General features: G+C 71.2%; 21 protein-coding genes and 1 pseudogene. 16 read left to right on the forward strand and 6 right to left on the reverse strand.

Annotated features, from left to right (window positions below; genetic code table 11):
• The 10 genes and pseudogenes from E1211_RS13710 to polA form a co-directional block, all read left to right on the forward strand.
• Nucleotides 1-300: pseudogene (locus E1211_RS13710) on the forward strand (hypothetical protein); the annotation flags it as partial.
• Nucleotides 301-520: 220 nt separating this feature from the next.
• The gene (locus E1211_RS13715; RefSeq protein ID WP_132349104.1) at nucleotides 521-1,678 is read left to right on the forward strand and encodes a branched-chain amino acid ABC transporter substrate-binding protein; all 1,158 of its coding nucleotides are present in this window, start codon (nucleotides 521-523) and stop codon (nucleotides 1,676-1,678) included.
• 106 nt (nucleotides 1,679-1,784) lie between these two features.
• Complete coding sequence (locus E1211_RS13720; RefSeq protein WP_132349106.1) at nucleotides 1,785-2,735, forward strand: branched-chain amino acid ABC transporter permease; 951 nt, start codon at nucleotides 1,785-1,787, stop codon at nucleotides 2,733-2,735.
• Nucleotides 2,732-3,877: a branched-chain amino acid ABC transporter permease gene (locus E1211_RS13725; protein WP_132349108.1), complete on the forward strand. Its 1,146-nt coding sequence runs from the start codon at nucleotides 2,732-2,734 to the stop codon at nucleotides 3,875-3,877. The genes E1211_RS13720 and E1211_RS13725 overlap by 4 nt, the downstream gene beginning before the upstream one ends.
• Nucleotides 3,870-4,715, forward strand: a complete 846-nt coding sequence (locus E1211_RS13730; RefSeq protein ID WP_132349110.1) for an ABC transporter ATP-binding protein — start codon at nucleotides 3,870-3,872, stop codon at nucleotides 4,713-4,715. Before E1211_RS13725 ends, E1211_RS13730 begins: the two co-directional genes overlap by 8 nt.
• Nucleotides 4,705-5,415: an ABC transporter ATP-binding protein gene (locus E1211_RS13735; RefSeq protein WP_132349112.1), complete on the forward strand. Its 711-nt coding sequence runs from the start codon at nucleotides 4,705-4,707 to the stop codon at nucleotides 5,413-5,415. Before E1211_RS13730 ends, E1211_RS13735 begins: the two co-directional genes overlap by 11 nt.
• Nucleotides 5,416-5,450: 35 nt before the next feature.
• Nucleotides 5,451-6,356: an ABC transporter substrate-binding protein gene (locus E1211_RS13740; protein ID WP_132349114.1), complete on the forward strand. Its 906-nt coding sequence runs from the start codon at nucleotides 5,451-5,453 to the stop codon at nucleotides 6,354-6,356.
• A 6-nt stretch (nucleotides 6,357-6,362) separates the two neighbouring features.
• Nucleotides 6,363-7,346, forward strand: a complete 984-nt coding sequence (locus E1211_RS13745) for an amino acid ABC transporter permease (RefSeq protein WP_132349116.1) — start codon at nucleotides 6,363-6,365, stop codon at nucleotides 7,344-7,346.
• A gap of 56 nt (nucleotides 7,347-7,402) precedes the next feature.
• Nucleotides 7,403-8,155 carry an amino acid ABC transporter ATP-binding protein gene (locus E1211_RS13750; protein ID WP_165947253.1) on the forward strand — a complete coding sequence of 251 codons (753 nt, stop codon included), beginning with the start codon at nucleotides 7,403-7,405 and terminating at the stop codon, nucleotides 8,153-8,155.
• Between the two features lie 168 nt (nucleotides 8,156-8,323).
• Nucleotides 8,324-11,023, forward strand: coding sequence for a DNA polymerase I (gene polA, locus E1211_RS13755; protein ID WP_132349119.1), 2,700 nt, complete (start codon nucleotides 8,324-8,326; stop codon nucleotides 11,021-11,023).
• A gap of 243 nt (nucleotides 11,024-11,266) precedes the next feature.
• On the opposite strand, the gene E1211_RS13760 is transcribed toward polA, so the two are convergent.
• The 4 genes from E1211_RS13760 to E1211_RS13775 are packed head-to-tail and all read right to left on the reverse strand — an operon-like array spanning nucleotide 11,267 to nucleotide 13,449.
• Nucleotides 11,267-11,734 (reverse strand): DUF3140 domain-containing protein, encoded by a 468-nt coding sequence (locus E1211_RS13760; protein WP_120677953.1) that lies wholly within the window; start codon nucleotides 11,732-11,734, stop codon nucleotides 11,267-11,269.
• Nucleotides 11,721-11,942: a DUF2945 domain-containing protein gene (locus E1211_RS13765; protein WP_120677951.1), complete on the reverse strand. Its 222-nt coding sequence runs from the start codon at nucleotides 11,940-11,942 to the stop codon at nucleotides 11,721-11,723. Before E1211_RS13765 ends, E1211_RS13760 begins: the two co-directional genes overlap by 14 nt.
• Nucleotides 11,943-11,984: 42 nt before the next feature.
• The gene (locus E1211_RS13770; RefSeq protein WP_243709526.1) at nucleotides 11,985-12,587 is read right to left on the reverse strand and encodes a Uma2 family endonuclease; all 603 of its coding nucleotides are present in this window, start codon (nucleotides 12,585-12,587) and stop codon (nucleotides 11,985-11,987) included.
• A gap of 58 nt (nucleotides 12,588-12,645) precedes the next feature.
• On the reverse strand, nucleotides 12,646-13,449 hold the full coding sequence (locus tag E1211_RS13775; protein ID WP_132349121.1) for a class I SAM-dependent methyltransferase: 804 nt from the start codon (nucleotides 13,447-13,449) through the stop codon (nucleotides 12,646-12,648).
• 382 nt (nucleotides 13,450-13,831) lie between these two features.
• On the opposite strand from E1211_RS13775, the gene rpsA reads away from it, so the two are divergent.
• Both rpsA and coaE read left to right on the forward strand, forming a co-directional pair.
• Nucleotides 13,832-15,313, forward strand: a complete 1,482-nt coding sequence (gene rpsA, locus E1211_RS13780; RefSeq protein ID WP_120677947.1) for a 30S ribosomal protein S1 — start codon at nucleotides 13,832-13,834, stop codon at nucleotides 15,311-15,313.
• A 251-nt stretch (nucleotides 15,314-15,564) separates the two neighbouring features.
• The gene (gene coaE, locus E1211_RS13785) at nucleotides 15,565-16,743 is read left to right on the forward strand and encodes a dephospho-CoA kinase (RefSeq protein ID WP_132349122.1); all 1,179 of its coding nucleotides are present in this window, start codon (nucleotides 15,565-15,567) and stop codon (nucleotides 16,741-16,743) included.
• Between the two features lie 68 nt (nucleotides 16,744-16,811).
• Here the strand turns inward: coaE and E1211_RS13790 are convergent, their stop codons facing one another.
• A complete protein-coding gene (locus E1211_RS13790) occupies nucleotides 16,812-18,260 on the reverse strand; it encodes a hypothetical protein (protein ID WP_207915364.1) in 1,449 nt (482 codons plus the stop codon).
• A 375-nt stretch (nucleotides 18,261-18,635) separates the two neighbouring features.
• Here E1211_RS13790 and uvrB point away from each other — a divergent pair, with 375 nt between their 5' ends.
• Together uvrB and E1211_RS13800 are read left to right on the forward strand one after the other, a co-directional pair.
• Nucleotides 18,636-20,741, forward strand: coding sequence for an excinuclease ABC subunit UvrB (uvrB, locus tag E1211_RS13795; RefSeq protein ID WP_132349123.1), 2,106 nt, complete (start codon nucleotides 18,636-18,638; stop codon nucleotides 20,739-20,741).
• 184 nt (nucleotides 20,742-20,925) lie between these two features.
• Nucleotides 20,926-21,786, forward strand: a complete 861-nt coding sequence (locus E1211_RS13800; protein WP_132349124.1) for a helix-turn-helix transcriptional regulator — start codon at nucleotides 20,926-20,928, stop codon at nucleotides 21,784-21,786.
• A gap of 145 nt (nucleotides 21,787-21,931) precedes the next feature.
• Here E1211_RS13800 and E1211_RS13805 read toward each other — a convergent pair whose 3' ends face one another.
• On the reverse strand, nucleotides 21,932-22,225 hold the full coding sequence (locus E1211_RS13805; RefSeq protein ID WP_132349125.1) for an antibiotic biosynthesis monooxygenase: 294 nt from the start codon (nucleotides 22,223-22,225) through the stop codon (nucleotides 21,932-21,934).
• A gap of 92 nt (nucleotides 22,226-22,317) precedes the next feature.
• Between E1211_RS13805 and pnuC the strand changes: the two genes are divergently transcribed.
• A complete protein-coding gene (gene pnuC, locus E1211_RS13810) occupies nucleotides 22,318-22,995 on the forward strand; it encodes a nicotinamide riboside transporter PnuC (protein ID WP_132349126.1) in 678 nt (225 codons plus the stop codon).
• Entirely contained in the window at nucleotides 22,992-24,173 is a 1,182-nt protein-coding gene (locus E1211_RS13815; RefSeq protein WP_165947252.1) for an AAA family ATPase, read from the forward strand. The genes pnuC and E1211_RS13815 overlap by 4 nt, the downstream gene beginning before the upstream one ends.
• The last annotated feature ends 154 nt before the right edge of the window (nucleotides 24,174-24,327 follow it).

The following is a 24,327-nucleotide window of genomic DNA, read 5'->3' on the forward strand; positions in this document are numbered from 1 at the left end:
GGGCCGGGGGTGGCCACGGTCTCCGGCTTGGCGGCCGTGGGTTCGGGTCTGCTGGCGGTGACCGGGGCCGGTGCGGGTCACGCGCTGTGGTATTCGGGTGACCTGGGTGATTCGTGGCGGTCGGTGACGATGCCGGTGGAGGTGGCGGACACCGGTGAGACGGCGGTGGCGGTGGCGGCCCAGGGGGAGCGACTGCTGTTGATGGCCGATGACGGTGCGGCTTCGCGCGCCTGGTGGACGCCCGTCTCCGGGCTCGGCGGCGACGAGGGGAGTAAATCCCGTCCCAGCACGTGGAATTGAACGTACGGGGCGTCTGATGAGGATGTTCTTACAGCGATCGTTTCCAATCCGCCACGCCGTGTAACGGTTCGGTCAACCCAGTCGCTCGGGACTTACGTCACCGCTCTGCGGTGGGATAACGTCCGGCCCCAGACCGGAGACGACGGTCGGGTTCGTACGCTCCGCAAGGGCCAATGGCCAGCGGGTGGTTCGAACCATGGGACGGAGGAGGGTTCGGGCCTTGAGGCAGAAGCTCACGCGTGTGATCGGTGGAGTGGCCATGCTGGCGCTCGTCGCCGGCGGCGCCGCTTGCTCCAGTGGCGGTGAGGAGACCGCGTCCGGCGACAAGTGCGGTAACAAGATCGCGTTCTTCGGCGCGCTGACCGGTAGCTCGGCGGCGCTCGGCATCAACGAGAACAACGGCGTCAAGCTGGCGGTCGACAAGTACAACAAGGAGAACGCCGACTGCAAGGTCGAGCTCGTCGAGCTGGACTCGCAGGGCAGCCCGGACCAGGCTCCTGGTCTGGCGCAGAAGGCCATCGACGACACGAAGATCCTCGGCATCGTCGGCCCGGCGTACTCGGGTGAGTCGGAGGCCGCCGGTCCGCTCTTCAGCGAGGCGGGCCTGCCGACCATCACCGCCTCCGCCACCAACCCGACCCTCGCCCAGCAGGGCTGGAAGACCTTCTTCCGCGCGGTCGGCAACGACCTCAGCCAGGGCCCGGCGGCCGGCAACTACATCAAGAACGTGATCAAGGCCGACCGGGTCTACGTGATCGACGACCAGTCCGCGTACGGCGCCGGCCTGGCCGACGAGGTCAAGAAGGTGCTCGGCTCGGCGGTCGTCGGCTCGGACAAGGTCCAGGGTGAGGGCAAGCAGACCGACTTCTCCGCGGTGGTCACCAAGGCCAAGGCCGCGAACGTGAAGGCGGTCTTCTACGGCGGCTACTACCAGGAGGCCGGCCTGATCCGTAAGCAGCTCACCGCTGCCGGGGTCACCGCGCCGATGGTCGCCGGTGACGGCGTCAACGACGGCGCGTACATCACCTCCGCCGGTGCGGCGGCGGCTGAGGGCACCATCCTCACCTGCCCGTGCCAGCCGGCCACCGAGGCTCGTGGCACCTTCATCGAGGAGTTCAAGGCGCTCAACGGCGTCGACCCGGGCACCTACAGCGACACCGCCTACGACGCGGCCAACATCCTGCTCGCCGGCATCAAGGCCGGCAAGACCACCCGTGAGGGGCTGCTGGAGTTCGTGAAGAACTACAGCGGTGAGGGTGTCGCGGCCAGCTACAAGTTCGTCGAGGGCGGCGAGCTGGACCCGGCGCAGGTCAAGGTCTGGGCCTTCAAGGTGCAGGGCGGCAAGGTCGTCCCGGACCAGGAGATCCCGAAGGCCTGACGACGGTCGCTGCCAACAGCGATTGATTCGTGATCGCGGGTGCGGCCGGGAGCTCGCTCCCGGCCGCACCCCTTTGTCTCTCCAGATGTGATGGAGCGTCCCTTCATTGAACTTCGACGGCCTCTTCTCCAACTTCGGGGAACTCACCACGACCGGCCTGACGCAGGGCTCGATCTACGCCCTGGTCGCGCTGGGATACACGCTGGTCTACGGCGTGCTCAGACTCATCAACTTCGCCCACTCCGAGGTCTTCATCGCGGGCGCGTTCGCCGCGATCTGGACCTGGAACGGCTTCGGCCTCGACCAGAACTCGCAGGTCAGCGGCGTCGGGTCGATCCTGTTCTACCTTCTGGTGGCGATGATCGTCGCGGCGATCGCCTCCGCCGGCACGGCCACCGTGATCGAGCGGGTGGCGTACCGGCCGCTGCGTAAGCGCAACGCGCCGCCGCTGGCCTTCCTGATCACCGCGATCGGCGCCTCGATCGCGATCTCGGAGGCGTTCGGTGTCTACACCAGACGCCTGCCGGAGGGTGCCCCGATCCTGGTCAGCACGAAGCCGCTGTTCCACATCGCCGGCGTACCGATCGACGCGGTGCAGCTGCTCACCATCGGCGCCGCGCTGTTGATGATGATTCTGCTGGACCTGTTCATCAACCGCAGCCGTACCGGCCGCGGTATCCGGGCGGTGGCCCAGGACGCCAACACCGCCGCGCTGATGGGCGTGAACAAGGACCGGATCATCCTGATGGTCTTCATCGCGGGTGGCACGATGGCCGGCGTCGCGGGTCTGCTCTACGACGTCCGGATCCAGACGTTGACCTACAGCGTCGGCTTCCTGCTCGGCCTCAAGGCGTTCACCGCCGCGGTGCTCGGCGGTATCGGCAATCTGCGCGGGGCGCTGGTGGGCGGCCTGCTGCTGGGCGTGATCGAGAACTACGCGTCGGGTCTGTTCGGCTCGCAGTGGAAGGACTTCGCCGCGTTCGCCGTGCTGGTGGTGCTGCTGATGTTCCGGCCGACCGGTCTGCTGGGCGAATCCCTGGGGAGGGCACGGGCATGACGACGACCGTTAATTCGCCGAACCCGGAGCAACGGGAAGCGCTCGGGGCGCGGCTGCGCCACGGTCGCGAGGCGGTCGCGCAGCGTTGGCACCACGCCCCGCGTTGGGTGCGCTGGGTGCTGCTGGCGGCGGTGATCGTGTTCTTCTACGCGCTGCCGAACAAGGAGTTCTACCAGTATCTGGGGCCGATCCCGACGCCGGGCGCGAACTTCACCCAGGTGCTCTTCACCGTCTCCATCTACGTGCTGATGGCGGTCGGGCTCAACATCGTGGTCGGTTTCGCCGGTCTGCTCGACCTGGGCTACTTCGGCTTCTTCGCCGTCGGCGCGTACACCGTCGCGGTGCTGACCTCGCCGAGCAGTGACATCAAGACGCTCTGGCCCTGGCTGCTGGTGGTGCCGATCGCGATCGCGCTGACCATGGTCTCCGGCGTCATGCTCGGTACGCCGACGCTGCGACTGCGCGGCGACTACCTGGCGCTGGTGACCCTCGGCTTCGCCGAGATGATCCGGATCGCGGCGGTCAGTTCCCCGTTCCTCAAGGGCCAGCGAGGCTTCAACCAGATCCCGCACCCGCCCGGCCAGTACTCCGACGGCAAGCCGATCTTCGGTGTGCTCGACGCCCGGCCGTACTACTGGCTGGTGCTCACGCTGATCATCGTGGTGGTGATCGGGGTGCGGAACCTGACGCACAGCCGGGTCGGCCGGGCCTGGATCTCGATCCGGGAGGACGAGGACGCCGCCCAGCTGATGGGTGTGCCGACCTTCAAGTTCAAGCTCTGGGCGTTCGCCGCCGGCGCCGCGATCGCCGGCCTGGCCGGTGCGCTCTTCGCCGGCAAGCAGAACTTCGTGAACTCGCAGAACTTCGAGCTGCTCAACTCGATCATCATCCTGGCCGCGGTCATCTTCGGTGGCTCGGGCAACATCATCGGCGCGATCGTCGGCGGTGGCCTGGTCGCGTACATGATCGAGCGGTTCCGCGGCATCGAGTTGTTCGGCGTGGAGCTGTACGAATACCGCTTCCTCTTCTTCGGTCTGGTCCTCGTGGTGATGATGATCTTCCGGCCGCAGGGCCTTATCCCGAACCGGCGACGGGCGGCGGAGTTCAAGGACCGCCGCAAGGAGGTGACCGTCGGTGAGTGAGACGGAGCAGAAGCCGGCAGTTCCGGCGCAGGCGACCGCCCCGGCGGTCGAGGCGGTGCCCGATCGGGAGCCGCTGCTGGAGGTGGACAACGTCACGCTGCGCTTCGGCGGCGTGGTCGCGCTCAACCAGGTGGACTTCACCCTGTACAAGGGCGAGATCCTCGGTCTGATCGGCCCGAACGGCGCCGGCAAGACCACCTGCTTCAACGCGATGACCGGCATCTACCAGCCCACCGAGGGTGAGATCCGGTTCCGGGGCGAGAAGATCGCCGGTAAGAAGCGGCACCAGATCACCCAGTCGGGCATGGCGCGGACGTTCCAGAACATCCGCCTCTTCCCGGAGATGACCGCGCAGGAGAACGTGCTGGTGGGCGCCGACGCGCACCACAAGACCAGCGTGATCTCCGCGCTGCTGCGCCTGCCGCGGTACTGGAAGGAGGAGCGCGCGGGCCGGGAGAAGGCCGAGCGCCTGCTGGAGTTCGTCGGTATCCGGCACCGGATGCACGAGTTCGCCCGCAACCTCTCCTACGGCGAGCAGCGGCGGCTGGAGATCGCCCGGGCGCTCGCCACCGACCCGGTGCTGCTCTGCCTGGACGAGCCGGCCGCCGGCTTCAACCCGGCGGAGAAGGAGGAGCTGCTCCAGCTGATCCGGCAGATCCGCGACACCGGCGTGACCGTGCTGCTGATCGAGCACGACATGCGACTGGTCATGGGCGTCACGGACCGGATCGTGGTGCTGGAGTTCGGAAAGAAGATCGCCGAGGGGCTCCCCGCCGAGGTGCGGGACGACCCGAAGGTGATCGCGGCGTACCTGGGGGTGCCGGACGATGCTGCTTGAGATCGACGATGTGAGCCTGCTGTACGGGCGGATCCAGGCGCTGCACGGCATCAGCCTGACCGTGGAAGAGGGCGAGATCGTGGCCCTGATCGGCGCCAACGGCGCCGGCAAGTCGACCACGATGCGCGCGATCTCCGGGATCCGGCCGGTCGCCAGCGGTCGGATCCGGTTCGCCGGCGAGGACATCACCAAGCTCCGGGCGGACCTGCGGGTGCGCCGGGGACTGTGCCAGGCGCCCGAGGGCCGGGGCATCTTCCCGGGCATGACGGTGCTGGAGAATCTGGACATGGGGGCCTACACCCGCCGGGACCGGGCGGGCATCGCCCAGGACCTCGACCGGGTGCTGAATCTGTTCCCACGCCTGGCGGAACGGCGTAAGCAGCAGGGCGGTACCCTTTCCGGCGGTGAGCAGCAGATGCTGGCCGTCGGGCGGGCACTGATGAGCCGGCCGAAGCTGCTGCTGCTCGATGAGCCATCGATGGGGCTGGCTCCGATGCTCATCCAGCAGATCTTCACCATCATCACCGAGATCAACGAGCAGGGCACCACCATCCTGCTGGTGGAGCAGAACGCGCAGCAGGCGCTGGCCCGGGCGCACCGGGCGTACGTGCTGGAGACCGGCCGGATCGTCAAGAGCGGTACCGGCCAGGAGCTGCTGCACGACCCGTCGGTCAAGGACGCCTACCTCGGCGTCGCCTGACCGGCCGCCACCCCTCATCCCAAGGAGTGCATGTCATGTTCAACATCACTGGTCGGCGCCGGGCCGTGCTCGGCGCCGCCGGGGCGGCCGCGCTGCTGCTCTCCCTCGCCGCCTGTGGGGAGGAGGAGCCCTCCGACTCGGCCGGCGCCGGCCCCTCGGTCAGCGCTTCGGCGGACTCCTCCCTGGCGGACAAGGTGCCGGCCGCGATCAAGGCGGACGGCAAGATCGTCGTGGGCACCGACTCGACGTACGCCCCGGCGGAGTTCCTCGACACCGACGGCAAGACCGTGATCGGCTTCGACGTCGAGCTGTTCCGCGCGGTCGCCCAGAAGCTCGGCCTGCAGGCGGAGTTCGTCTCCGCCCCCTTCGGTGACATCATCACCGGCGTCAACTCCGGCAAGTACGAGGTCGGCGTCTCGTCGTTCACCGTCAACGACGAGCGGAAGGCGCAGGCCAACATGGTCAGCTACTTCCAGGTCGGCACGCAGTGGGTGACCAAGGCGGGGAACCCGGCCGGCGTCGCGCTGGACAACGCCTGCGGTAAGAAGATCGCCGTGCAGAAGGACACCGTCCAGGTCGAGGACATCCAGAAGCGCTCGAAGGCGTGCACCGACGCCGGTAAGCCCGCCATCACCGTCGAGCAGTTCCCCGGCCAGGACGCCGCGACGGCCGCCGTGGTCTCGGGCAAGGACGACGCGATGCTCGCCGACTACCCCGTCGGCGTGTACGCGGTGACCCAGTCCAACGGCGCCCTCGACCTGCTGGACAAGCAGTACGAGGCGGCGCCGTACGGCTACGTCGTGGCCAAGGACCAGGCGGCGTTCGCCGAGGCGGTCCGCGACGCCACCAAGGCGCTGATCGCCGACGGGTCGTACAAGACGGTGCTCGACAAGTGGAAGGTGGGCGACGGCGCGATCGCGGACCCCGCGATCAACCCGTAACGCGTCATGGCATCCGAGGAAGTGACGACTGTACGGGCACGGCCGGAGCCGATCCGCGCCGTGCCCGTGCGGCACCCCGGCCGGTGGATCACGGTGGCCGTGCTCGCCGTGCTGGCCGCGATGTTCGTTCACGTGCTGGTGACGAACAAGGCCTTCAACTGGTCCTTCATGGTGGACAAGATGTTCCGTCCGCCGATCATCGAGGGTCTGCTGCGCGGCACCGTGCTGATGACGGTGGTCGCGATGGTGATCGGCGTCGCGCTGGGCGTGCTGGTCGCGATCATGCGGCTCTCCGACAACCCGATCCTGCGCGCCGTGGGCTGGCTCTACACCTGGTTCTTCCGGGCGGTGCCCCGGCTCGTCCTGCTGGCGGTCTTCGGCAACATCGGCATCCTGTGGAGCCGGATCGAGTTCGGGGTGCCTTTCGACACCCAGCTGGGGCAGCTGTTCGGTATCGACAACCTCCAGCTGCGGCTCTTCGGCTTCTCCTCGCGGGACATCCTCACCGGCTTCATGGCCGGCCTGCTGGGCCTCGCGCTCTCCGAGGCCGCGTACATGGCGGAGATCGTCCGGGCGGGCATCCAGTCGGTGGACGGCGGGCAGACCGAGGCCGCGCAGGCGCTGGGCATGAGCCGCGGGCAGTTGCTGCGCCGGGTGGTGCTGCCGCAGGCGATGCGGGTGATCATCCCGCCGACGGGCAACGAGACCATCGCGATGCTCAAGGACACCTCGCTGCTGCTCTACGTGCCGGTCAGCGTCGAGCTCTTCTTCCAGCTCGACGCCGTCGGAAAGCGGACCTTCCAGATCTTCCCGATGTACGTGGCCGCCTGCCTCTGGTACCTCTTCCTGACCAGCATCCTGCTGGTCGGGCAGTACTTCCTGGAGCGGCACTTCGGCAAGGGCTACGGCCCCGCCGGACGGGCGCGGCTGCGGCTACGCACCATAGCGGCCGAGCAGGGCGGCGGCGGCCAGGGGACGGCAGGAGTCTGATGAGTGAGTTGACCGTTCCCGCGCAGGCGGGCGCGCCGGCCGCCGAGTCGGGCCTGATGGTCCAGGCCGAGCAGGTGCACAAGTCGTTCGGCCATCTCGAGGTGCTCAAGGGCATCGACCTCGAGGTGCGCAGCGGCGAGGTGTGCTGCCTGCTCGGGCCCTCCGGTTCCGGCAAGTCGACCTTCCTGCGCTGCATCAACCACCTGGAGAAGATCAACGCCGGCCGGATCCGGGTGGACGGCGAGTTGATCGGCTACCGGGAGCACGGTGGCAAGCTGCACGAGCTGCGCCAGAAGGAGGTCGCCGCGCAGCGCCGCTCGATCGGCATGGTGTTCCAGCGGTTCAACCTCTTCCCGCACATGACGGCCCTGGAGAACGTGATCGAGGCGCCGGTGCGGGTCAAGCGGGAGTCGAAGGCCGAGGCCCGGGAGCGGGCGGAGGCGCTGCTGGCGCGGGTCGGCCTCGGCGACAAGATGGGCAACTACCCGGGGCAGCTCTCCGGCGGCCAGCAGCAGCGGGTGGCGATCGCCCGGGCCCTGGCGATGCAGCCGAAGCTGATGCTCTTCGACGAGCCGACCAGCGCGCTCGACCCGGAACTGGTCGGCGAGGTGCTGGACGTCATGAAGGACCTGGCCCGCGACGGCATGACGATGATCGTGGTCACCCACGAGATCGGCTTCGCCCGTGAGGTCGGCGACTCGCTGGTCTTCATGGACGGCGGGGTGGTGGTCGAGCAGGGCAACCCGCGTGAGGTGATCGCGAACCCGCAGCACGACCGCACGAAGGCGTTCCTGGCCAAGGTGCTGTGACGGCCGGGGACGCCCCACCGGGCGTCCCCGACCGCCGGGTCCGCCGCATGGCCGAGGCGGACGTCCCCGGCACACCTGCGGCGGTGACTGCGTGTGTTCGCTCCGCCACGTGCCGCTGCCCGCCACGTCGCTGCCGTTTGGTCGTACCTGCGGGCTAGAGTCGCTGCCGTGACAGCTACCACGCCGCGCCTGCTCCTCGTCGACGGACATTCCCTGGCATACCGGGCTTTCTTCGCCTTGCCGGTCGAGAACTTCTCCACCACGACGGGGCAGCCGACCAACGCGGTCTACGGCTTCACCTCCATGCTGATCAACGTGCTGCGCGACGAGCGGCCGACGCACATCGTCGTCGCCTTCGACGTCTCCCGCCGCTCCTTCCGCACCGAGAAGTACGCGGAGTACAAGGCCGGCCGCAGCGAGACCCCGACCGACTTCAAGGGGCAGGTCAGCCTCGTGAAGGAGGTCCTCGCGGCGCTGCGCATCCCGGTGGTGGAGCGGGAGGGCTACGAGGCCGACGACGTCATCGCCACGCTCGCCTGCCAGGCCCGCGACCAGGGCATGTCCGTGCTGATCACCAGCGGCGACCGGGACGCCTTCCAGCTCATCGGCGACAACGTCACCGTGCTCTACCCGCGTAAGGGCGTCTCCGACCTGGCCCGGATGGATCCGGCGGCCGTCGAGGCGAAGTACGGCGTGCCCCCGGAGCGCTACCGCGACCTGGCGGCCCTGGTCGGCGAGACCAGCGACAACCTGCCCGGAGTCCCCGGCGTCGGTCCGAAGACCGCCGCGAAGTGGATCAACGCCTACGGCGGGGTCGAGGGGGTCGTCGCCCGGGCCGACGAGATCAAGGGCAAGGCCGGCGACAGCCTCCGCGAGCGGCTCGCCGACGTGATCCGCAACTACGACATCAACTGCCTCGTCTCCGACCTGGAGCTTCCGCTGCGCCCCGAGGACGCGCGCTGGCCCGGCTGGGACCGGGAGGCCGTGCACCAGGTCTTCGACACCCTGGAGTTCCGCATCCTGCGGGACCGGCTCTACCAGTACCTGGAGGCGGTGGAGCCGGAGGCGGAGGCCGGCTTCGAGCTGGCCGGCGAGGTGCTCACCGAGCCCGGCGCGCTCGGCGCGTGGCTCGCCACGCACGCCCCGGCCGGCGCCCCGGTCGGCATGGCGGTGAAGCTCGACACGGGCCCGAACCGGCGACACACCGCCTCCGTATCGGGCGTGGCGCTGGCCACCACGGCCGGCGCCGCCGCCTGGTTCGACCCGAGCCGGCTCGACGCGGCCGACGAGTCGGCGCTGGCCGGCTGGCTCGCCGACGGCGAGCGTCCGAAGGTGCTGCACGACAGCAAGCCGGCGGTGCTCGCGTTCGCGGCGCACGGCTGGTCGCTGGAGGGCATCGTCCGCGACACCCAGATCGCCGCCTACCTGGCCCGTCCCGACCAGCGCTCCTACGACCTGACCGACCTGGCGCTGCGCTACCTGCACCGGGAGCTGCGGGTCGACGCCCCGGAGACCGGCCAGCTGACCCTGGAGGGGCTGGGCGACGACGGCGAGGCCGAGCAGAACCTCATGCTCCAGGCGCGCGCCACCCTGGACCTGGCCGACGCGATCGACGCCGAGCTGTCCCGCGACGGCGAGCAGTCCGCCCGGCTGATGGCCGGGGTGGAGCTGCCGCTCATGCGGGTGCTCGCCGGCATGGAGCGCACCGGCATCGCCGCCGACACCGACTACCTCTCCGAGCTGGAGGCGCACTTCGCCGCCGAGGTGAAGGCCGCCGCGCAGGGCGCGTACGAGGCGGTCGGGCGGGAGTTCAACCTCGGCTCACCCAAGCAGTTGCAGGAGATCCTCTTCGGCGAGCTGGGGTTGCCGAAGACCAAGAAGATCAAGACCGGCTACACCACCGACGCCGACGCGCTGCAGTGGCTCTACGCGCAGAACCCGCACCCGGTCCTCGCGCACCTGCTGCGTCACCGGGACGTGGCCAAGCTGAAGTCGACCGTCGACGGCCTGCTCAAGTCGGTCTCCGACGACGGCCGGATCCACACGACCTTCAACCAGACCGTCGCGGCGACCGGGCGGCTCTCCTCGACCGAGCCGAACCTGCAGAACATCCCGATCCGTACCGAGGAGGGGCGGCGGATCCGCCGGGCGTTCGTGGTGGGGGAGGGCTACGAGTGCCTGCTCACCGCCGACTACAGCCAGATCGAGATGCGGATCATGGCGCACCTGTCGTCGGACGACGCCCTGATCGAGGCGTTCAACTCCGGCGCCGACTTCCACGCCGCCACGGCGTCGTCGGTCTTCGCGGTGCCGCTCGGCGAGGTGACGCCCGACCAGCGCCGCAAGATCAAGGCGATGAACTACGGCCTGGCGTACGGGCTGAGCGCCTTCGGCCTGTCCCAGCAGCTCGGGATCAGCACCGAGGAGGCGCGCGGCCTCATGGAGGACTACTTCTCCGGCTTCGGCGGGGTCCGCGACTACCTCCAGGAGGTGGTGGCCCGCGCCCGGCACGACGGCTACACCTCGACGATCCTCGGCCGTCGCCGCTACCTGCCCGACCTGGGCAGCGACAACCGGCAGCGGCGGGAGATCGCCGAGCGGATGGCGCTCAACGCGCCGATCCAGGGTTCCGCGGCCGACATCATCAAGGTCGCCATGCTGCGGGTCGACGGGGCGCTGCGTGAGGCCGGGCTCGGTTCCCGGATGCTGCTGCAGGTGCACGACGAGCTGGTCTTCGAGGTGGCCCCGGGCGAGCGGCCCGCGCTGGAGGAGCTGGTCCGCCGGGAGATGGGGGCGGCGTACCCGCTGGCGGTGCCGCTGGAGGTCTCCGTGGGTGAGGGACGGGACTGGAACAGCGCCGACCACTGACGGTCCGCGCAACAGCACCACGGTGAGCCGGCCGGCGTTGGTCGCCGGCCGGCTCGCGCTGATCCCGGCGCCGGCGTCGGGGGTGCGCGCCACCGGAGCACCCATCACGAGCGCGGATCGCGGTGACGGTGGCGACCGCCGCCTGGCCTCCGGCCGCTCCGGACGCGTTGTTTGCACCCGCCGCGACCCGAGGCCGGGCGGTGTGCCCGGCGGGATCCGGTGCCGACCAGGTGCGACCGCCGGTCAACTCGCCCGGCGGGACGAGCGCCGCTCGGCGGGTTGCCGTCCCACTCCCCGGCGGGACTTCGGTGGGGAGCCCCGGCGTTCGAGAGCCCGACGGGACGGGCCGCCGGGCGGCGGCAGCGGCCCCTTGAGCGGGTCGTGCCCCCAGTTCATGAGCGAGAAGCGCCACTTGGTGTTCCGCACGTCTCCCGACGGGCGTTGGGCCATGTGCCGGCGCACGTAGCCGACGACCTTGCGCATGTGCCGGAAGTCAGCCTCGGAGAGCTCGGCGCGCTTGCGGCGCAGCAGGTCGAGGATCCGACGGCCGGACTCGTGGCCCACCGACTCGCCGGCCTTGGTGCCCTTCTTCCGCCAGCCGACGTGCTTCGACTCGTCGGTCTCCAGCCACTTCGACAGCTCGCCGGGTTTCATGTTCACCGCGTCGGTGAACTCCCGGTAGGTGTCGCGGCCCTCGTCAGCGCGGCTCACGGCGCAGCACCTCCGGACGGTGGGCGACGTCCCGGCCAGAGTCGTCGTTGCGGATCCGGTACTGCGGCTCCTCCTCGGAGGCGTTCACGGCGTGCCCGCGTACGTGTGTCCGGTCGACCAGTTTCTCCTTGACCACGCCGTACGCCCGACCGCTGTGACTGGCCCAGGAGACGTGGTCACCCTCGCGGAACTCGCTCTTCTCGGCCATGCCGTCCGGTTACCCGGCGTCGGCGGACGGAAACGACGCCGGTCAGGGAGTGATCTCGGCGATCGACAGTTTGACCTCGAACGGCTCGGTGAGCTCGATCAGCTCGGCGCTCTCGGCGACCAGCTCGTACTGCCGCTCTCCGCCTGGGCCGATCCGGTCACCGCGACGGTACGCGTACAGCTGCACCGGATCCTGCTCGATCCGCCAGTAGTAGGGGATGCCGGCGGCGGCGTACTCGCCGGGTTTGGCGAACCTGTCGATCCGCCGGGTACCCGGGGAGACGATCTCCACCGCGAGCACGACGTCCTCGGCTCGTAACAGGGACTGGCCCGGAGGGAGGTCGGCACGGCGTACCACGACGTCCGGCTGACGACTGGTGTTGGAGCTGAGGGCGACGCCGACCGCCTGGGACACCCGTAGGTCGGTGGGCGCGTGCTGGAGTAGCCAGCGGGCCAGCAGGAGCGAGATGTCCTGGTGGCCGAGGGTGGGGGAGGGTGTCACCTGGATTACTCCGTCGACGAGTTCGACGCGGGGGGCGTCGTCCGGCAGGTGGAGCAGGTCCTCCAGCGTGTAGTCGGCACGCTGCTGCCGGATCGGATCCGGATACCAGGGGCCAGGTGGTGTCGCGATCGGCTCGGCGCTCACCGGCACAGCGTAACCCCGTCGATGTTCCGGAGGCCGGACTCCGAGTGCGGCGGCCTGCTCACCTGGGCTTCTCGGTCACGAAGATGGCGGTGCCGGGGAAGAGTCGGCCGCGCAGCGGGCTCCACTGCCCCCAGATCCCCTCGTGCCCCGGCGGCCACTCGGGCTCCACCAGGTCGACCAGTCGGAATCCCGCGGCGACCAGCTCCCGGACCCGGTCGCCGAGGGTGCGGTGCTGCTCGACGTAGGTGGCCGCACCCGAGTCGTCCTGCTCCACGTACGGGCGGCGGTCGAAGTACGAGTGCACCGCCCGCAGCCCGCCCTCGCCGGGGTCGTCGAGGAAGATCCACCGCATCGGGTGGGTGACCGAGAAGACCCAGCGGGCGCCGGGGCGCAGCACCCGGAACACCTCCCGCATCAGCGTGGCCGAGTCGGCCACGAACGGGATGGCGCCGAACGCCGTGCACGCGGTGTCGAACGCGGCGTCGGCGAAGGGCAGGGCGAGCGCGTCGGCCTGCGCCAGCGGCACGCGCACGCCGGAGCGCTCGGCCGCCTGCGCGGCGTGGCGCAGCATGCCCGCGGAGAGGTCCAGGGCGACCGGGTGGGCGCCCTGGGTGGCCAGCCACCGGGAGGCGGCGGCCGCGCCGCAGCCGACCTCCAGGATCCGCCGCCCGGCCAGGTCGCCGAGCAGGTGTACGTCCGCCTCACGCACCCCCTCCGGGCACCAGACGAAGTCCACGTCGCCGAGGAACGCCCCGTGCTCGGCCTGGTAGTCGTCGGCGTCGTCGTCCCACCATCGGCGGCTCGCCACGCGGGCCTCGGCGTCGCCGACCCGGCGTCGGGTCACCCGGCTGTCGTCGTCCATCCGCTCACGCTAGGGCCTCGCCCCGGCGGCGTGCCGACGGGCCCGGCGGCGGCCGCCTGCCGGCGCGTCGGTGTGACGGGTGTGACCCACGAGACAACGGCGACTGTTTCGGGGCGATTTCTCGGCTTTCGCAGGTCATGACGCGATGAGCAGGGCGGGAGGCCTTGCACGCTGTGGTAATGCGCAAGGTAGGCTAGACGATGCGCTCGCGGATCGTGCACCTCGGCAGGGAGCAGGTGCGCGGTCGACGAAGCCACTGACGGCGCCACATCATCACATCTGGCAATCGTTCGGTGTGCCAAGCGACGGGTCCGCTGGCGCGACCGGGTCACCGCGCACCACGCCTGCTGTGACATCCCATCCGACCGGAGCAACCGCCCACATGACGAGCAGCATCGAGGCTCCCTCGAGCGCCACCAAGGTCACCGTCGACGACCTCGGCTCTGAGGAGGCTTTCCTCGCCGCGATCGACGAGACCATCAAGTACTTCAACGACGGCGACATTGTCGAAGGCACCGTCGTCAAGGTCGATCGGGACGAGGTCCTGCTCGACATCGGCTACAAGACCGAGGGTGTCATTCCCTCTCGGGAGCTGTCGATCAAGCACGACGTGGACCCGGCCGAGGTCGTGTCGGTCGGTGACCACATCGAGGCCCTCGTCCTCCAGAAGGAGGACAAGGAGGGTCGCCTGATCCTCTCGAAGAAGCGGGCGCAGTACGAGCGGGCCTGGGGCACGATCGAGAAGATCAAGGACGAGGACGGCGTCGTTCGCGGTTCGGTCATCGAGGTGGTCAAGGGTGGCCTCATCCTCGACATCGGCCTGCGCGGCTTCCTCCCCGCCTCCCTGGTCGAGATGCGGCGTGTGCGTGACCTGCAGCCGTACGTCGGCCGGGAGCTCGAGGCCAAGATCATCGAGCTGGACAAGAACCGCAACAACGTGGTCCTGTCCCGCCGGGCCTGGCTCGAGCAGACCCAGTCCGAGGTGCGCACCGAGTTCCTCAACAAGCTCCAGAAGGGCCAGGTCCGCAAGGGCGTCGTGTCCTCGATCGTCAACTTCGGCGCGTTCGTCGACCTCGGCGGCGTGGACGGTCTGGTGCACGTCTCCGAGCTCTCCTGGAAGCACATCGACCACCCGTCCGAGGTCGTCGAGGTGGGCCAGGAGGTCGAGGTCGAGGTCCTGGACGTCGACCTGGACCGCGAGCGGGTCTCGCTGTCGCTGAAGGCGACCCAGGAGGACCCGTGGCGTCAGTTCGCCCGCACCCACGCGATCCAGCAGATCGTGCCGGGTAAGGTCACCAAGCTGGTGCCGTTCGGTGCGTTCGTCCGCGTCGACGACGGCATCGAGGGCCTGGTCCACATCTCCGAGCTGGCCGAGCGTCACGTGGAGATCCCGGAGCAGGTCGTCCAGGTCGGCTCCGAGGTGATGGTCAAGGTCATCGACATCGACCTGGAGCGTCGCCGGATCTCGCTCTCGCTCAAGCAGGCCAACGAGGGCTTCGTCGAGGGCGAGGAGCACTTCGACCCGACCCTCTACGGCATGGCCGCGACCTACGACGCCGAGGGCAACTACATCTACCCGGAGGGCTTCGACCCGGAGACGGGCGAGTGGCTCGAGGGGTACGACAAGCAGCGCGAGACCTGGGAGAACCAGTACGCCGAGGCGCGTCAGCGCTGGGAGGCGCACCAGAAGCAGGTGCAGAACTCCCGCGCTGCCGAGGCCGAGGCCGCTGCCAACCCGGCTCCGGCGGTCACCGGTGCCACCTCCACCAGCGCGGCCCCGAGCCGTCAGGAGGAGCCGGCCGGCACCCTCGCCACCGACGAGGCGCTCGCCGCTCTGCGGGAGAAGCTCGCCGGCGGCAAGTGACGCCTGCGGCTGCTCCGACTCGGCGCGTCTGACGCCGACGACCACGGGCCCCGTCCCCGGTGATCTCCCGATCACCGAGGGCGGGGCCTTCGCCTACCGGCCTGGGCCGGCCCTCGCCTACCGGCCTGGGTCGGCCTGATCGGACTCGACCTCCCGGATTCGGGAGTCCGCGCCGTCCGGACATGCCCGACGTCCCCGCGGTAGAGCCGGTCGATTTGGTGCGGCGGGGGTGATCAGGTTGACTTGGCGGCGTGCTGATGGTCGGGCTCACCGGGGGAATCGGATCGGGTAAGAGCGCCGTGGCGCGGCGACTCGTCGAGCGGGGCGCGGTGCTCATCGACGCCGACCGGATAGCCCGGGAGGTGGTCGCTCCGGACACCCCGGGGCTGGCCGAGATCGTCGAGGCCTTCTCGTCGCGGGTGCTGGCCGCCGACGGCAGCCTCGACCGGGCCGCGCTGGGTGCGATCGTCTTCGCCGACGAGGCGGCGCGGCGCCGGCTGGAGGGGATCACCCATCCCCGGGTACGCGCCCGCACCGCCGAGCTGGCCGCCGCGGCGGCAACCGACGCGATAGTGGTCAACGACGTGCCGCTCCTGGTCGAGGTGGGGCTCGTGCCCACGTACCACCTGGTGGTCGTGGTGGAGACGGCCGTGCCGATCCGGTTGCGGCGGCTGGCCCGCGACCGGGGGATGGATCGCGCCGAGGCCGAGCGGCGGATCGCCGCGCAGGCCGACGACGCCCGCCGGCGCGCGGCGGCGGGCGCGCTGATCGGCAACGACGGCAGCCTGACCGACCTGCACGCGGCGGTCGACGCGCTCTGGTCCGACCGGCTGCTGCCCTACGAACGCAACGTGCGGGAGCGCCGGGTGGCGCCGCGGCAGGCGAAGCTGGTCGACTACGACCCGACGTGGCCGCAGCAGTACGCCCGTCTGGCCGCCCGGATCCGCCACGCGCTCGCCCCGGTCGACCTGCGGATCGACCACATCGGTGCCACGGCGGTGCCGGGTCTCGCGGCGAAGGACGTCATCGACGTCCAGCTCACCGTGTCCTCGTTGGCCGAGGCGGACGCGACGATCGGGCAGCGGCTGGCCGACGCCGGGTTCCCCCGGATGCCGGGCGACTGGTGGGACGAGCCCCGCCCGGCCGCCGGCGGTCGGTGGGAGAAGCGGTTGCACGGCAGCGCGGACCCGGGCCGTGCGGTGAGCCTGCACGTGCGCGCGGCCGACTCGCCCGGCTGGCGGTACGCGCTGCTGATGCGCGACCACCTGCGCGCCGACCCGGGGCAGCGCTCCGCGTACCTGCGGTTCAAGCAGGAACTGGCGGCCTCCGCCCCGGACGGCGCCGGCTCCCCGACGGCCGACGACCCCTGGTTCGACGAGGAGTACCTGCGCGCCGAGGAGTGGGCCGCGCAGACCGGCTGGCGGCCCTGACGGCGCAGCCCCGGGCCGGCCCCGTGTGGCGTCGCCGGGCCTTGATAGTGGTGACCGTGGGCGGGGCGTCAGCGGGACGAGGGCGCAGCCGACCGCCCGGTCGACCCGGCGGCGGGCTTCGGGGCGGGCAACGCCGGCACCCGGCCGGGCTGGAGGTCGAGCTGGGCCCAGGTGGCCGCGCCGGTACGCAGCTCGACCCGGCGGAGCAGACCGTCGCGGTCGATCCAGTAGCGCAGCGGGTCCCGCCCGCCACGCAGCTCGACGACGTCCACCGCCCGGTCGGCCAGGGTGTCCTCCCGCAGCCGGACGGCGGTGCCGCGCGGTGCCGCTGCCCCGGCGCCGAGCGCCGCGTCCAGCAGCGCGGCGACCTCGTTCGCCCCGGCCCGCTCGGACGTCCAGACGGCCTTCGCCGGCGGCGGCAGCGGTGGTCTCCCGGGCTTCTCCGGGTCGCCGGTCGCGGGCACCTGCGCGCGGGACACGCCGGTGGGGCCGCGCCACAGCAGCGTCCGGCGCTGCGGCACCCCGAGGTCGGCCACCGCCAGGTAGCCGGTGCGGCGGGTCCAGCTCAGCCATCCCGCACCCCGCAGGTTCGTCTCCCGCCCGACCGGGGCGGTGAGGGTCACCGTGGCCCCCTGGCGGGCGCGCAGCCGCTGCGGGAGGCGCTCCAGGCGGGTCCGCTCGGCGGCGGTCAACGCCCGGGGAAGGCCGGGCCGGCCGCCGAGGGCGTCGACGGGACGCAGGGTCGGCCGGTCCGTCCGCTTGAGCTCCACGGTCACCGTCCCCGCACCGGGGAGCCGGGCCGTCATCCGGTGCAGCCGGGCGTCGTCGTCGACCCAGTACCGCGGTCGGCCGTCCGGGCCGGCCGGGCTACTCGCCGCCCCCGGCAGGTGGGCTTGGAGGACGTCGACCGGACCGGTGCTGAGCGTCTCGCTCGCCACCCAGCGGGCGTCGGCCGCCGGGACCGGATCCGTGCGGTCGGCGGCGAGGTCGAAGAGCAGCTTCAGGACGGGCGCCAGGGCGTGCCCGTCGGGCAGGTCGTGCAGTCGCCACCGGTCCGTGGGGGGCACCAGCGGGGGCGTCGCGGCGGTGGGCACGGCCCACGGGTCGGGCCGGATCACCAGGACGGCGGGGGTGGCCTGGAGGAGCCCGCGCTCGGCGCCGGCCCCGGGACCGCCGACGTCGAGGTAGAGCAGCGGACGGGACCAGTCCACCCAACCCACCAGCTCGGTGCGGGACTCCTCGGCGCCGAGCGTCACGTGTACCCCGGCCCGCAGGTCGCGGTAGTTGGTCACCCGCACCGCGGCCAGCCGCTCCGCCTCGCCGACCGTCAGCGCCCGGGCCGGCTCGGGCGGCTCGGGCGCCCAGCTGAGCAGCCCGAGCACCAGCCCCACGGCGGACAGGACGGCGACCAGGCCGAGCATGGCCAGCAGGTGACGTCGCCGGCGGGACGTGACCTTCGGCAGCAGCCCGGTGTCGTCGGGCCCGGTGAGGGCGGGGCCGGGCGGCGGCACCGTCACGGCGGGCAGGGCTCGGCTCGGCCCGCTGCGGGCGGTCGGGGGCGTCGCCGTGGGATCTGGACGCGGGGAGGTTTCCACGCGTTGTTGAACGGCCGGACGGGGACGGAGTGACGTGCGGGGCGCTCGCGGCGGCCGGTGCGCCTCTGGCGCGACCACGTCGGGTGCGCACGCCGGGTAACCGGGTGCTGCGACCATCGTGCCGGGGGCGACCGCCGGCCGGATGTCGGCCGGGCCGCCGGGCCCGGTCGGCCGCCGCGAGCGGCCTACACGCAGAGCGTAGTCCGGTGGCATGTGCCACACAATGGGAATATCGAAGCTGGTCAGCCGGTCCCGTGCCGCCCGAAGGTGTCGGACCCGCGGCGTACCGTTGAGGTCATGGCGCTCGACATTCCCCGGCTCGACGGCCGCTTCCAGGTCGTCAGCGAGTTCCAGCCCGCCGGTGACCAGCCGGCGGCCATCGACGACCTGGAGCGGCGGGTCCGCCGTGGCGACCGCAACACCGTGCTGCTCGGCGCGACCGGCACCGGCAAGAGCGCCACCACCGCGTGGCTCGTCGAGCGGTTGCAGCGGCCGACGTTGGTGCTGGCACCCAACAAGACGCTCTGCGCGCAGCTCGCCAAGGAGTTCAGCGAGCTGCTGCCGAACAACGCCGTCGAATACTTCGTCTCCTACTACGACTACTACCAGCCCGAGGCGTACATCCCGCAGACCGACACCTACATCGAGAAGGACTCCTCGATCAACGAGGAGGTCGAGCGGCTGCGGCACTCGGCGACCATGTCGCTGCTCACCCGGCGCGACGTGGTGGTGGTCGCCACCGTGTCGGCGATCTACGGCCTCGGCACCCCGGAGGAGTACCTCGACCGGGCGGTCCGGGTGGCCGTCGGCCAGGAGCTCGACCGTGACCAGCTGCTGCGCCGACTGGTCGACATCCAGTACACCCGCAACGACATGGCCTTCAACCGGGGCACGTTCCGGGTCCGCGGCGACACCCTGGAGATCATTCCGGCCTACGAGGAGCTCGCCGTCCGGATCGAGCTCTTCGGCGACGAGGTGGAGAAGCTCTACTACCTCAACCCGCTCACCGGCGATGTGGTCCGCGAGGTCGACCACCTGCTGATCTTCCCGGCGACCCACTACGCGGCGGGCCCGGAGCGGATGGAGCGGGCGATCCGTGACATCGAGGCCGAGCTGGCCGAGCGGCTGGCGGAGCTGGAGCGGCAGGGCAAGCTGCTGGAGGCCCAGCGGCTGCGGATGCGCACCACCTACGACGTCGAGATGATGCGCCAGGTCGGCTTCTGCTCCGGCATCGAGAACTACTCCATGCACATCGACGGCCGGTTGCCGGGCAGCCCGCCGCACTGCCTGCTGGACTACTTCCCCGACGACTTCCTCACCGTGATCGACGAGTCGCACGTGACGATCCCGCAGATCGGCGGCATGTACGAGGGCGACGCCTCCCGCAAGCGGATGCTCATCGACCACGGCTTCCGGCTGCCCAGCGCGGCCGACAACCGGCCGCTGCGCTTCGACGAGTTCCTGGAGCGGGTCGGCCAGATGGTCTTCCTCTCCGCCACCCCCGGCTCCTGGGAGCTGGAGCAGTCGCAGGGTGAGTTCGTCGAACAGGTGATCCGCCCGACCGGCCTGATCGACCCGGAGGTCGTGGTGAAGCCCACCAAGGGCCAGATCGACGATCTCATGCACGAGATCAAGCTGCGCACCGAGCGGGACGAGCGGGTGCTGGTCACCACGCTCACCAAGAAGATGGCCGAGGATCTCTCCGACTACCTGCTGGAGAACGGCATCCGGGTGCGTTACCTGCACTCCGAGGTCGACACGCTGCGCCGGGTGGAGCTGCTGCGCGAGCTGCGTAAGGGCGACTACGACGTGCTGGTCGGCATCAACCTGTTGCGGGAGGGCCTCGACCTGCCCGAGGTGTCGCTGGTGGCGATCCTCGACGCCGACAAGGAGGGCTTCCTGCGGAGCGGACGGTCGCTGATCCAGACCATCGGCCGCGCGGCCCGGAACGTCTCCGGCCAGGTCCACATGTACGCCGATAAGATCACCCCGTCGATGGCGGACGCGATCGAGGAGACCAACCGGCGGCGGGCCAAGCAGATCGCGCACAACGAGGCGCACGGCATCAGCCCCGAGCCGCTGCGGAAGAAGATCCACGACATCCTCGACGACATCTACCGCGAGGCGGAGGACACCGCGCACAACACCGTCGGCGGTGCGGTGCGACAGCTCTCCCGCGGCAAGGCCCCGGTCAAGGAGACCCGCAGTCGCAGCCGGGCGACTGCCGCGCCGTCCCGGGAGGGGATGGCTCGGGCGGATCTGGCCCAGCTCATCCAGGAGCTCAACGACCAGATGCTCGGTGCCGCCCGGGAGCTCCAGTTCGAGCTGGCCGCCCGGATCCGCGACGAGATCGCCGACCTCAAGAAGGAGCTGCGCGGCATGGACGCCGCCGGCGTGAAGTGAGCGCGCCGAGCTCGGCCGAATTCGCAGGCCGGCCCGGTGGTCCCGCACGGCGGCCACCGGGCCGGGCATCTCGACGCTCCGCCTCGTGACGAGCCTGCGGGCCGACCGGTGATTGCGTTCTGCGAGCAAGGTATTGCGCTGTGTGATCGTCCTGCGTACTCTCCCTCGGTGGGGAGGGCCGGGAATGCCGCTGCCAACGAGTCCTGTCATTCGCCGTGTGCGGCTCGGTGCCGAGCTGCGTCAACTACGCCGCCGTGAGGCGCTGACCCTGGAGCAGGTCTGTGACCGGCTGGGGTGGGCCTCGACATCGAAACTGTCCCGCATCGAGCTGGGCCAGAGCCGTCCGGACCTGGCCGACGTGCTCGACCTGCTGGACGTCTACGAGGTGCCGGGGCCGCTGCGGGACCAGCTCATCGTGATCGCCCGCGACGCGGCCACCAGCCGCGGCTGGTGGAAGACGCTGGCCGAGATGGGGGAGCGGCAGCGCACGTACGCCGAACTGGAGGCGGGTGCGGCACGCATCGTGGAGTACCAGCCGGCCGTCGTGCCGGGGCTGCTGCAGACCCCCGGGTACGCCCGGTTGCGACTCGCCCCGGCCGTCGCGCTCGACCCGGAGCACGACCTGGAGGCCGAGGTGCGTGCCCGGGCGGTACGGCAGCAGGTGCTGCGCCGGGCGGACCCGCCCCGGTACACGGCGCTGCTGGCCGAGGCCGCCTGCGATCCGGAGGAGATCCCGGTCGAGGTCTGGCGTGAGCAGCTGCGCCACCTGGTCGCGCTGTCCGAGCTGCCGAACGTCACCCTCCGGCTGCTGCCCCGGGGGGCGACCGCGCTGAGCGGCCTGCATCCGCTGACGCCGTACTCCTGCTACTCCTTCCCCGACCCGGCCGACCCGCGCACGGTGATGCTGGAGACGCTGACCACCGATGTGCGGCTGGCCACGGCCGCGGACGTCGACAGGTACGAGCGGATCACCGAGGCGCTGCTGAGCGTCGCCCTCCCCGTGGAGGAGACGGTGGCCGTGCTGGCGCGCGGCGTCGACGGCTGAGATCGGGCGCACGCCGGAATCGGACGGGAGGAGGGCGCGCGGGCACCGGGCCCGGCGCCCCCGAGCCCGTCGGGACCGGTGACCCGCGCGTGCGTCCGCACCCTAGGGCAGGGGTACGACAGGGCCGCGCGGGCCGGCCGCGTCGTCAGACCGCCACGTCGGTGAAGTGCTCGACCACGGGCGGGTTGGCGAAGTGCGGCCCGATGAGCGCCCGCCACTGGGTGAACCGCTCGGTGGCGCGGAAGTTCTCGTCGTGCGCCTCGACCGAGTCCCACTCGACGATCAGCACGAAGCGGGACGGGGACTCGATCCCCCGGGTCATCCGCACCGAGCGGCAGCCGGGTGTGCTGGCCAGCACCGGGCGCGCCTGGGTGTACGCGGCGGCGAACGCCTCCTCGTGTCCGGGCAGTACGTCGATGAGCGCGACCTCAAGCACCATGCCGACAGCCTGCCACGCCGCTGTCTGTGGCTGCCGCGGGGTCTGTCCACGGGGCGGGGTCGGCCATAGGGTGACCGACGGGAGGAACAAGAATGATCGACTGGCTCACCGGCACGGCGTTCTCCGTGGCCGGTACCGCCACCACCTGGGCCGAGCTGCTGGGCTTCGCCACCGGTGTGGTCAACGTCTGGCTGGTGGCCCGCCAGCGCATCGCGAACTGGCCGGTGGGCATCGCGAACGTGCTGCTGCTCATGCTGCTGTTCTGGACGGCCGGCCTGTACGCGGACGCCGGGCTCCAGATCGTCTACGTCGGACTCGGCCTCTACGGCTGGTGGCACTGGCTCTTCGGCGGCGAGCAGCGCAGCCGCCTCGCGGTCAGCCGTACCGGGCGGTCGGAGTGGCTGGCCCTGGCCGCCGCCGGTCTGCTGCTCACCGGCGGGCTCTGGGTCCTGCTGGACCGGGCCACCGACTCCACCGTGCCGCTGCCCGACGCGCTGACCACGGCCTTGTCGTTGTTGGCCACCTACGGGCAGACCCGCAAGCGGCTGGAGAGCTGGTGGCTCTGGATCACCGCCGATCTGATCTACATCCCGCTGTACGCGTACAAGGGGCTCTACCTGACCGCCGGGCTCTACGTGGTGTTCCTGGCCCTCTGCGTGGTCGGGCTGCGGGCGTGGCGCGCGGACCTGCGCGGGGCCGCGGCGACGCCGCCGGCGCCGCGTGGTCCCGTCGAGCGGGTGGGCGGCGACACGGCCGGCTTGGGACGATGAGCGGGACAACGACGGGTCACGTGCGGGGGGCCGAGTTCCGCCACGGCATGGTGGTGGGCAAGTTCTATCCGCCGCACGCGGGCCACCACGCGCTGATCGGGGCTGCGGCGGCCCGCTGCGCGGCGGTCACCGTGGTGGTGGCGCCGTCCCGGCGGGAGTCGATACCGCTCACCGACCGGCTCGACTGGTTGCGGGAGGTGCACGCCGATACGCCCTGGGTCCGGTTCGTCGGGCGGTACGACGACCATCCGGTGGACTACGCCGACCCGACGGCGTGGGACGCGCACTGCGCGGTCTTCCGCGAGGCCGTCGGCGACCGCCCGGTGGACGCCGTCTTCTCGTCCGAGGCGTACGGCGTCGAGTTGGCCCGGCGCTTCGACGCCGTACCGGTGACCGTGGATCCGGATCGGCGTGACCTGCCGGTCTCCGGGACGGCCGTGCGCGCGGACCCGGTGGCGAACTGGCGCTGGCTGGCCCCGCCGGTGCGGGCCTGGTTCGTGCGGCGGGTGGTGGTGGTCGGCGCGGAGTCGACGGGTACCACCACCATGGCCGCCGCCCTCGGGGCCCACTACCGCACCGCCTGGGTGCCGGAGTACGGCCGGGAGCTGACCGCCCGGAAGCTGGCGCGGCTGCGCGAACGGCGTCCGGGGGCGACCGTCTTCGACGTCACCTGGGACCGGGACGACTTCCTGGAGGTGGTCCGGGAGCAGCAGGCCGCCGAGGACGCGGCGGCCCGGTCCTGCGGACCCCTGCTGATCTGCGACACGGACGCCCGGGCCACCGCGCTCTGGGAGGAGCGTTACCTGGGCTCGGCCTCGGCGGCGGTCCGGGCGGCCGCCCGGCGTCCCGCGTTGTACCTGCTCACCGACCACCGGGACGTGCCGTTCGCCGACGACGGCCTGCGGGACGGCGAGCACCTGAGGGCCTGGATGACCGACCGGTTCCGGGCCGAGCTGGCCGGCTCCGGCGTGCCGGTGGTGGAGTTGACCGGCTCCCACGAGGAACGGTTGGCGCGGGCGACGGCCGCCTGTGACGCGCTGCTCGCCGCCGGCTGGGGCCTCGCCGACCCGCTGGTGCCACCCCGCGACCTCGCCCACCCGCTGGGGCTACCTGACCGCCTCGCCGACCCGGTGGGGCCGCCCGACCGTGCCGCCGATCCGGTCGGGCCCCCGGCATGACCCAGCCTCCTAGGACGCCTTAGCGGGTGTGTGGCTCGGCTCCGTCGACCGACCCGACGGGCCGGGGCGGGATCCTCGCCAGGCCGGATCAGCAGCTTGCCGTGCGGCTCCGGCAGCCGCGGGAGCAGGTCGAAGTCCCGCGCGCCCGTCATGG

Origin of the sequence: Micromonospora sp. 15K316 (genome assembly GCF_004348525.1) — a bacterium.
Classification (GTDB): Bacteria; Actinomycetota; Actinomycetes; order Mycobacteriales; family Micromonosporaceae; genus Micromonospora.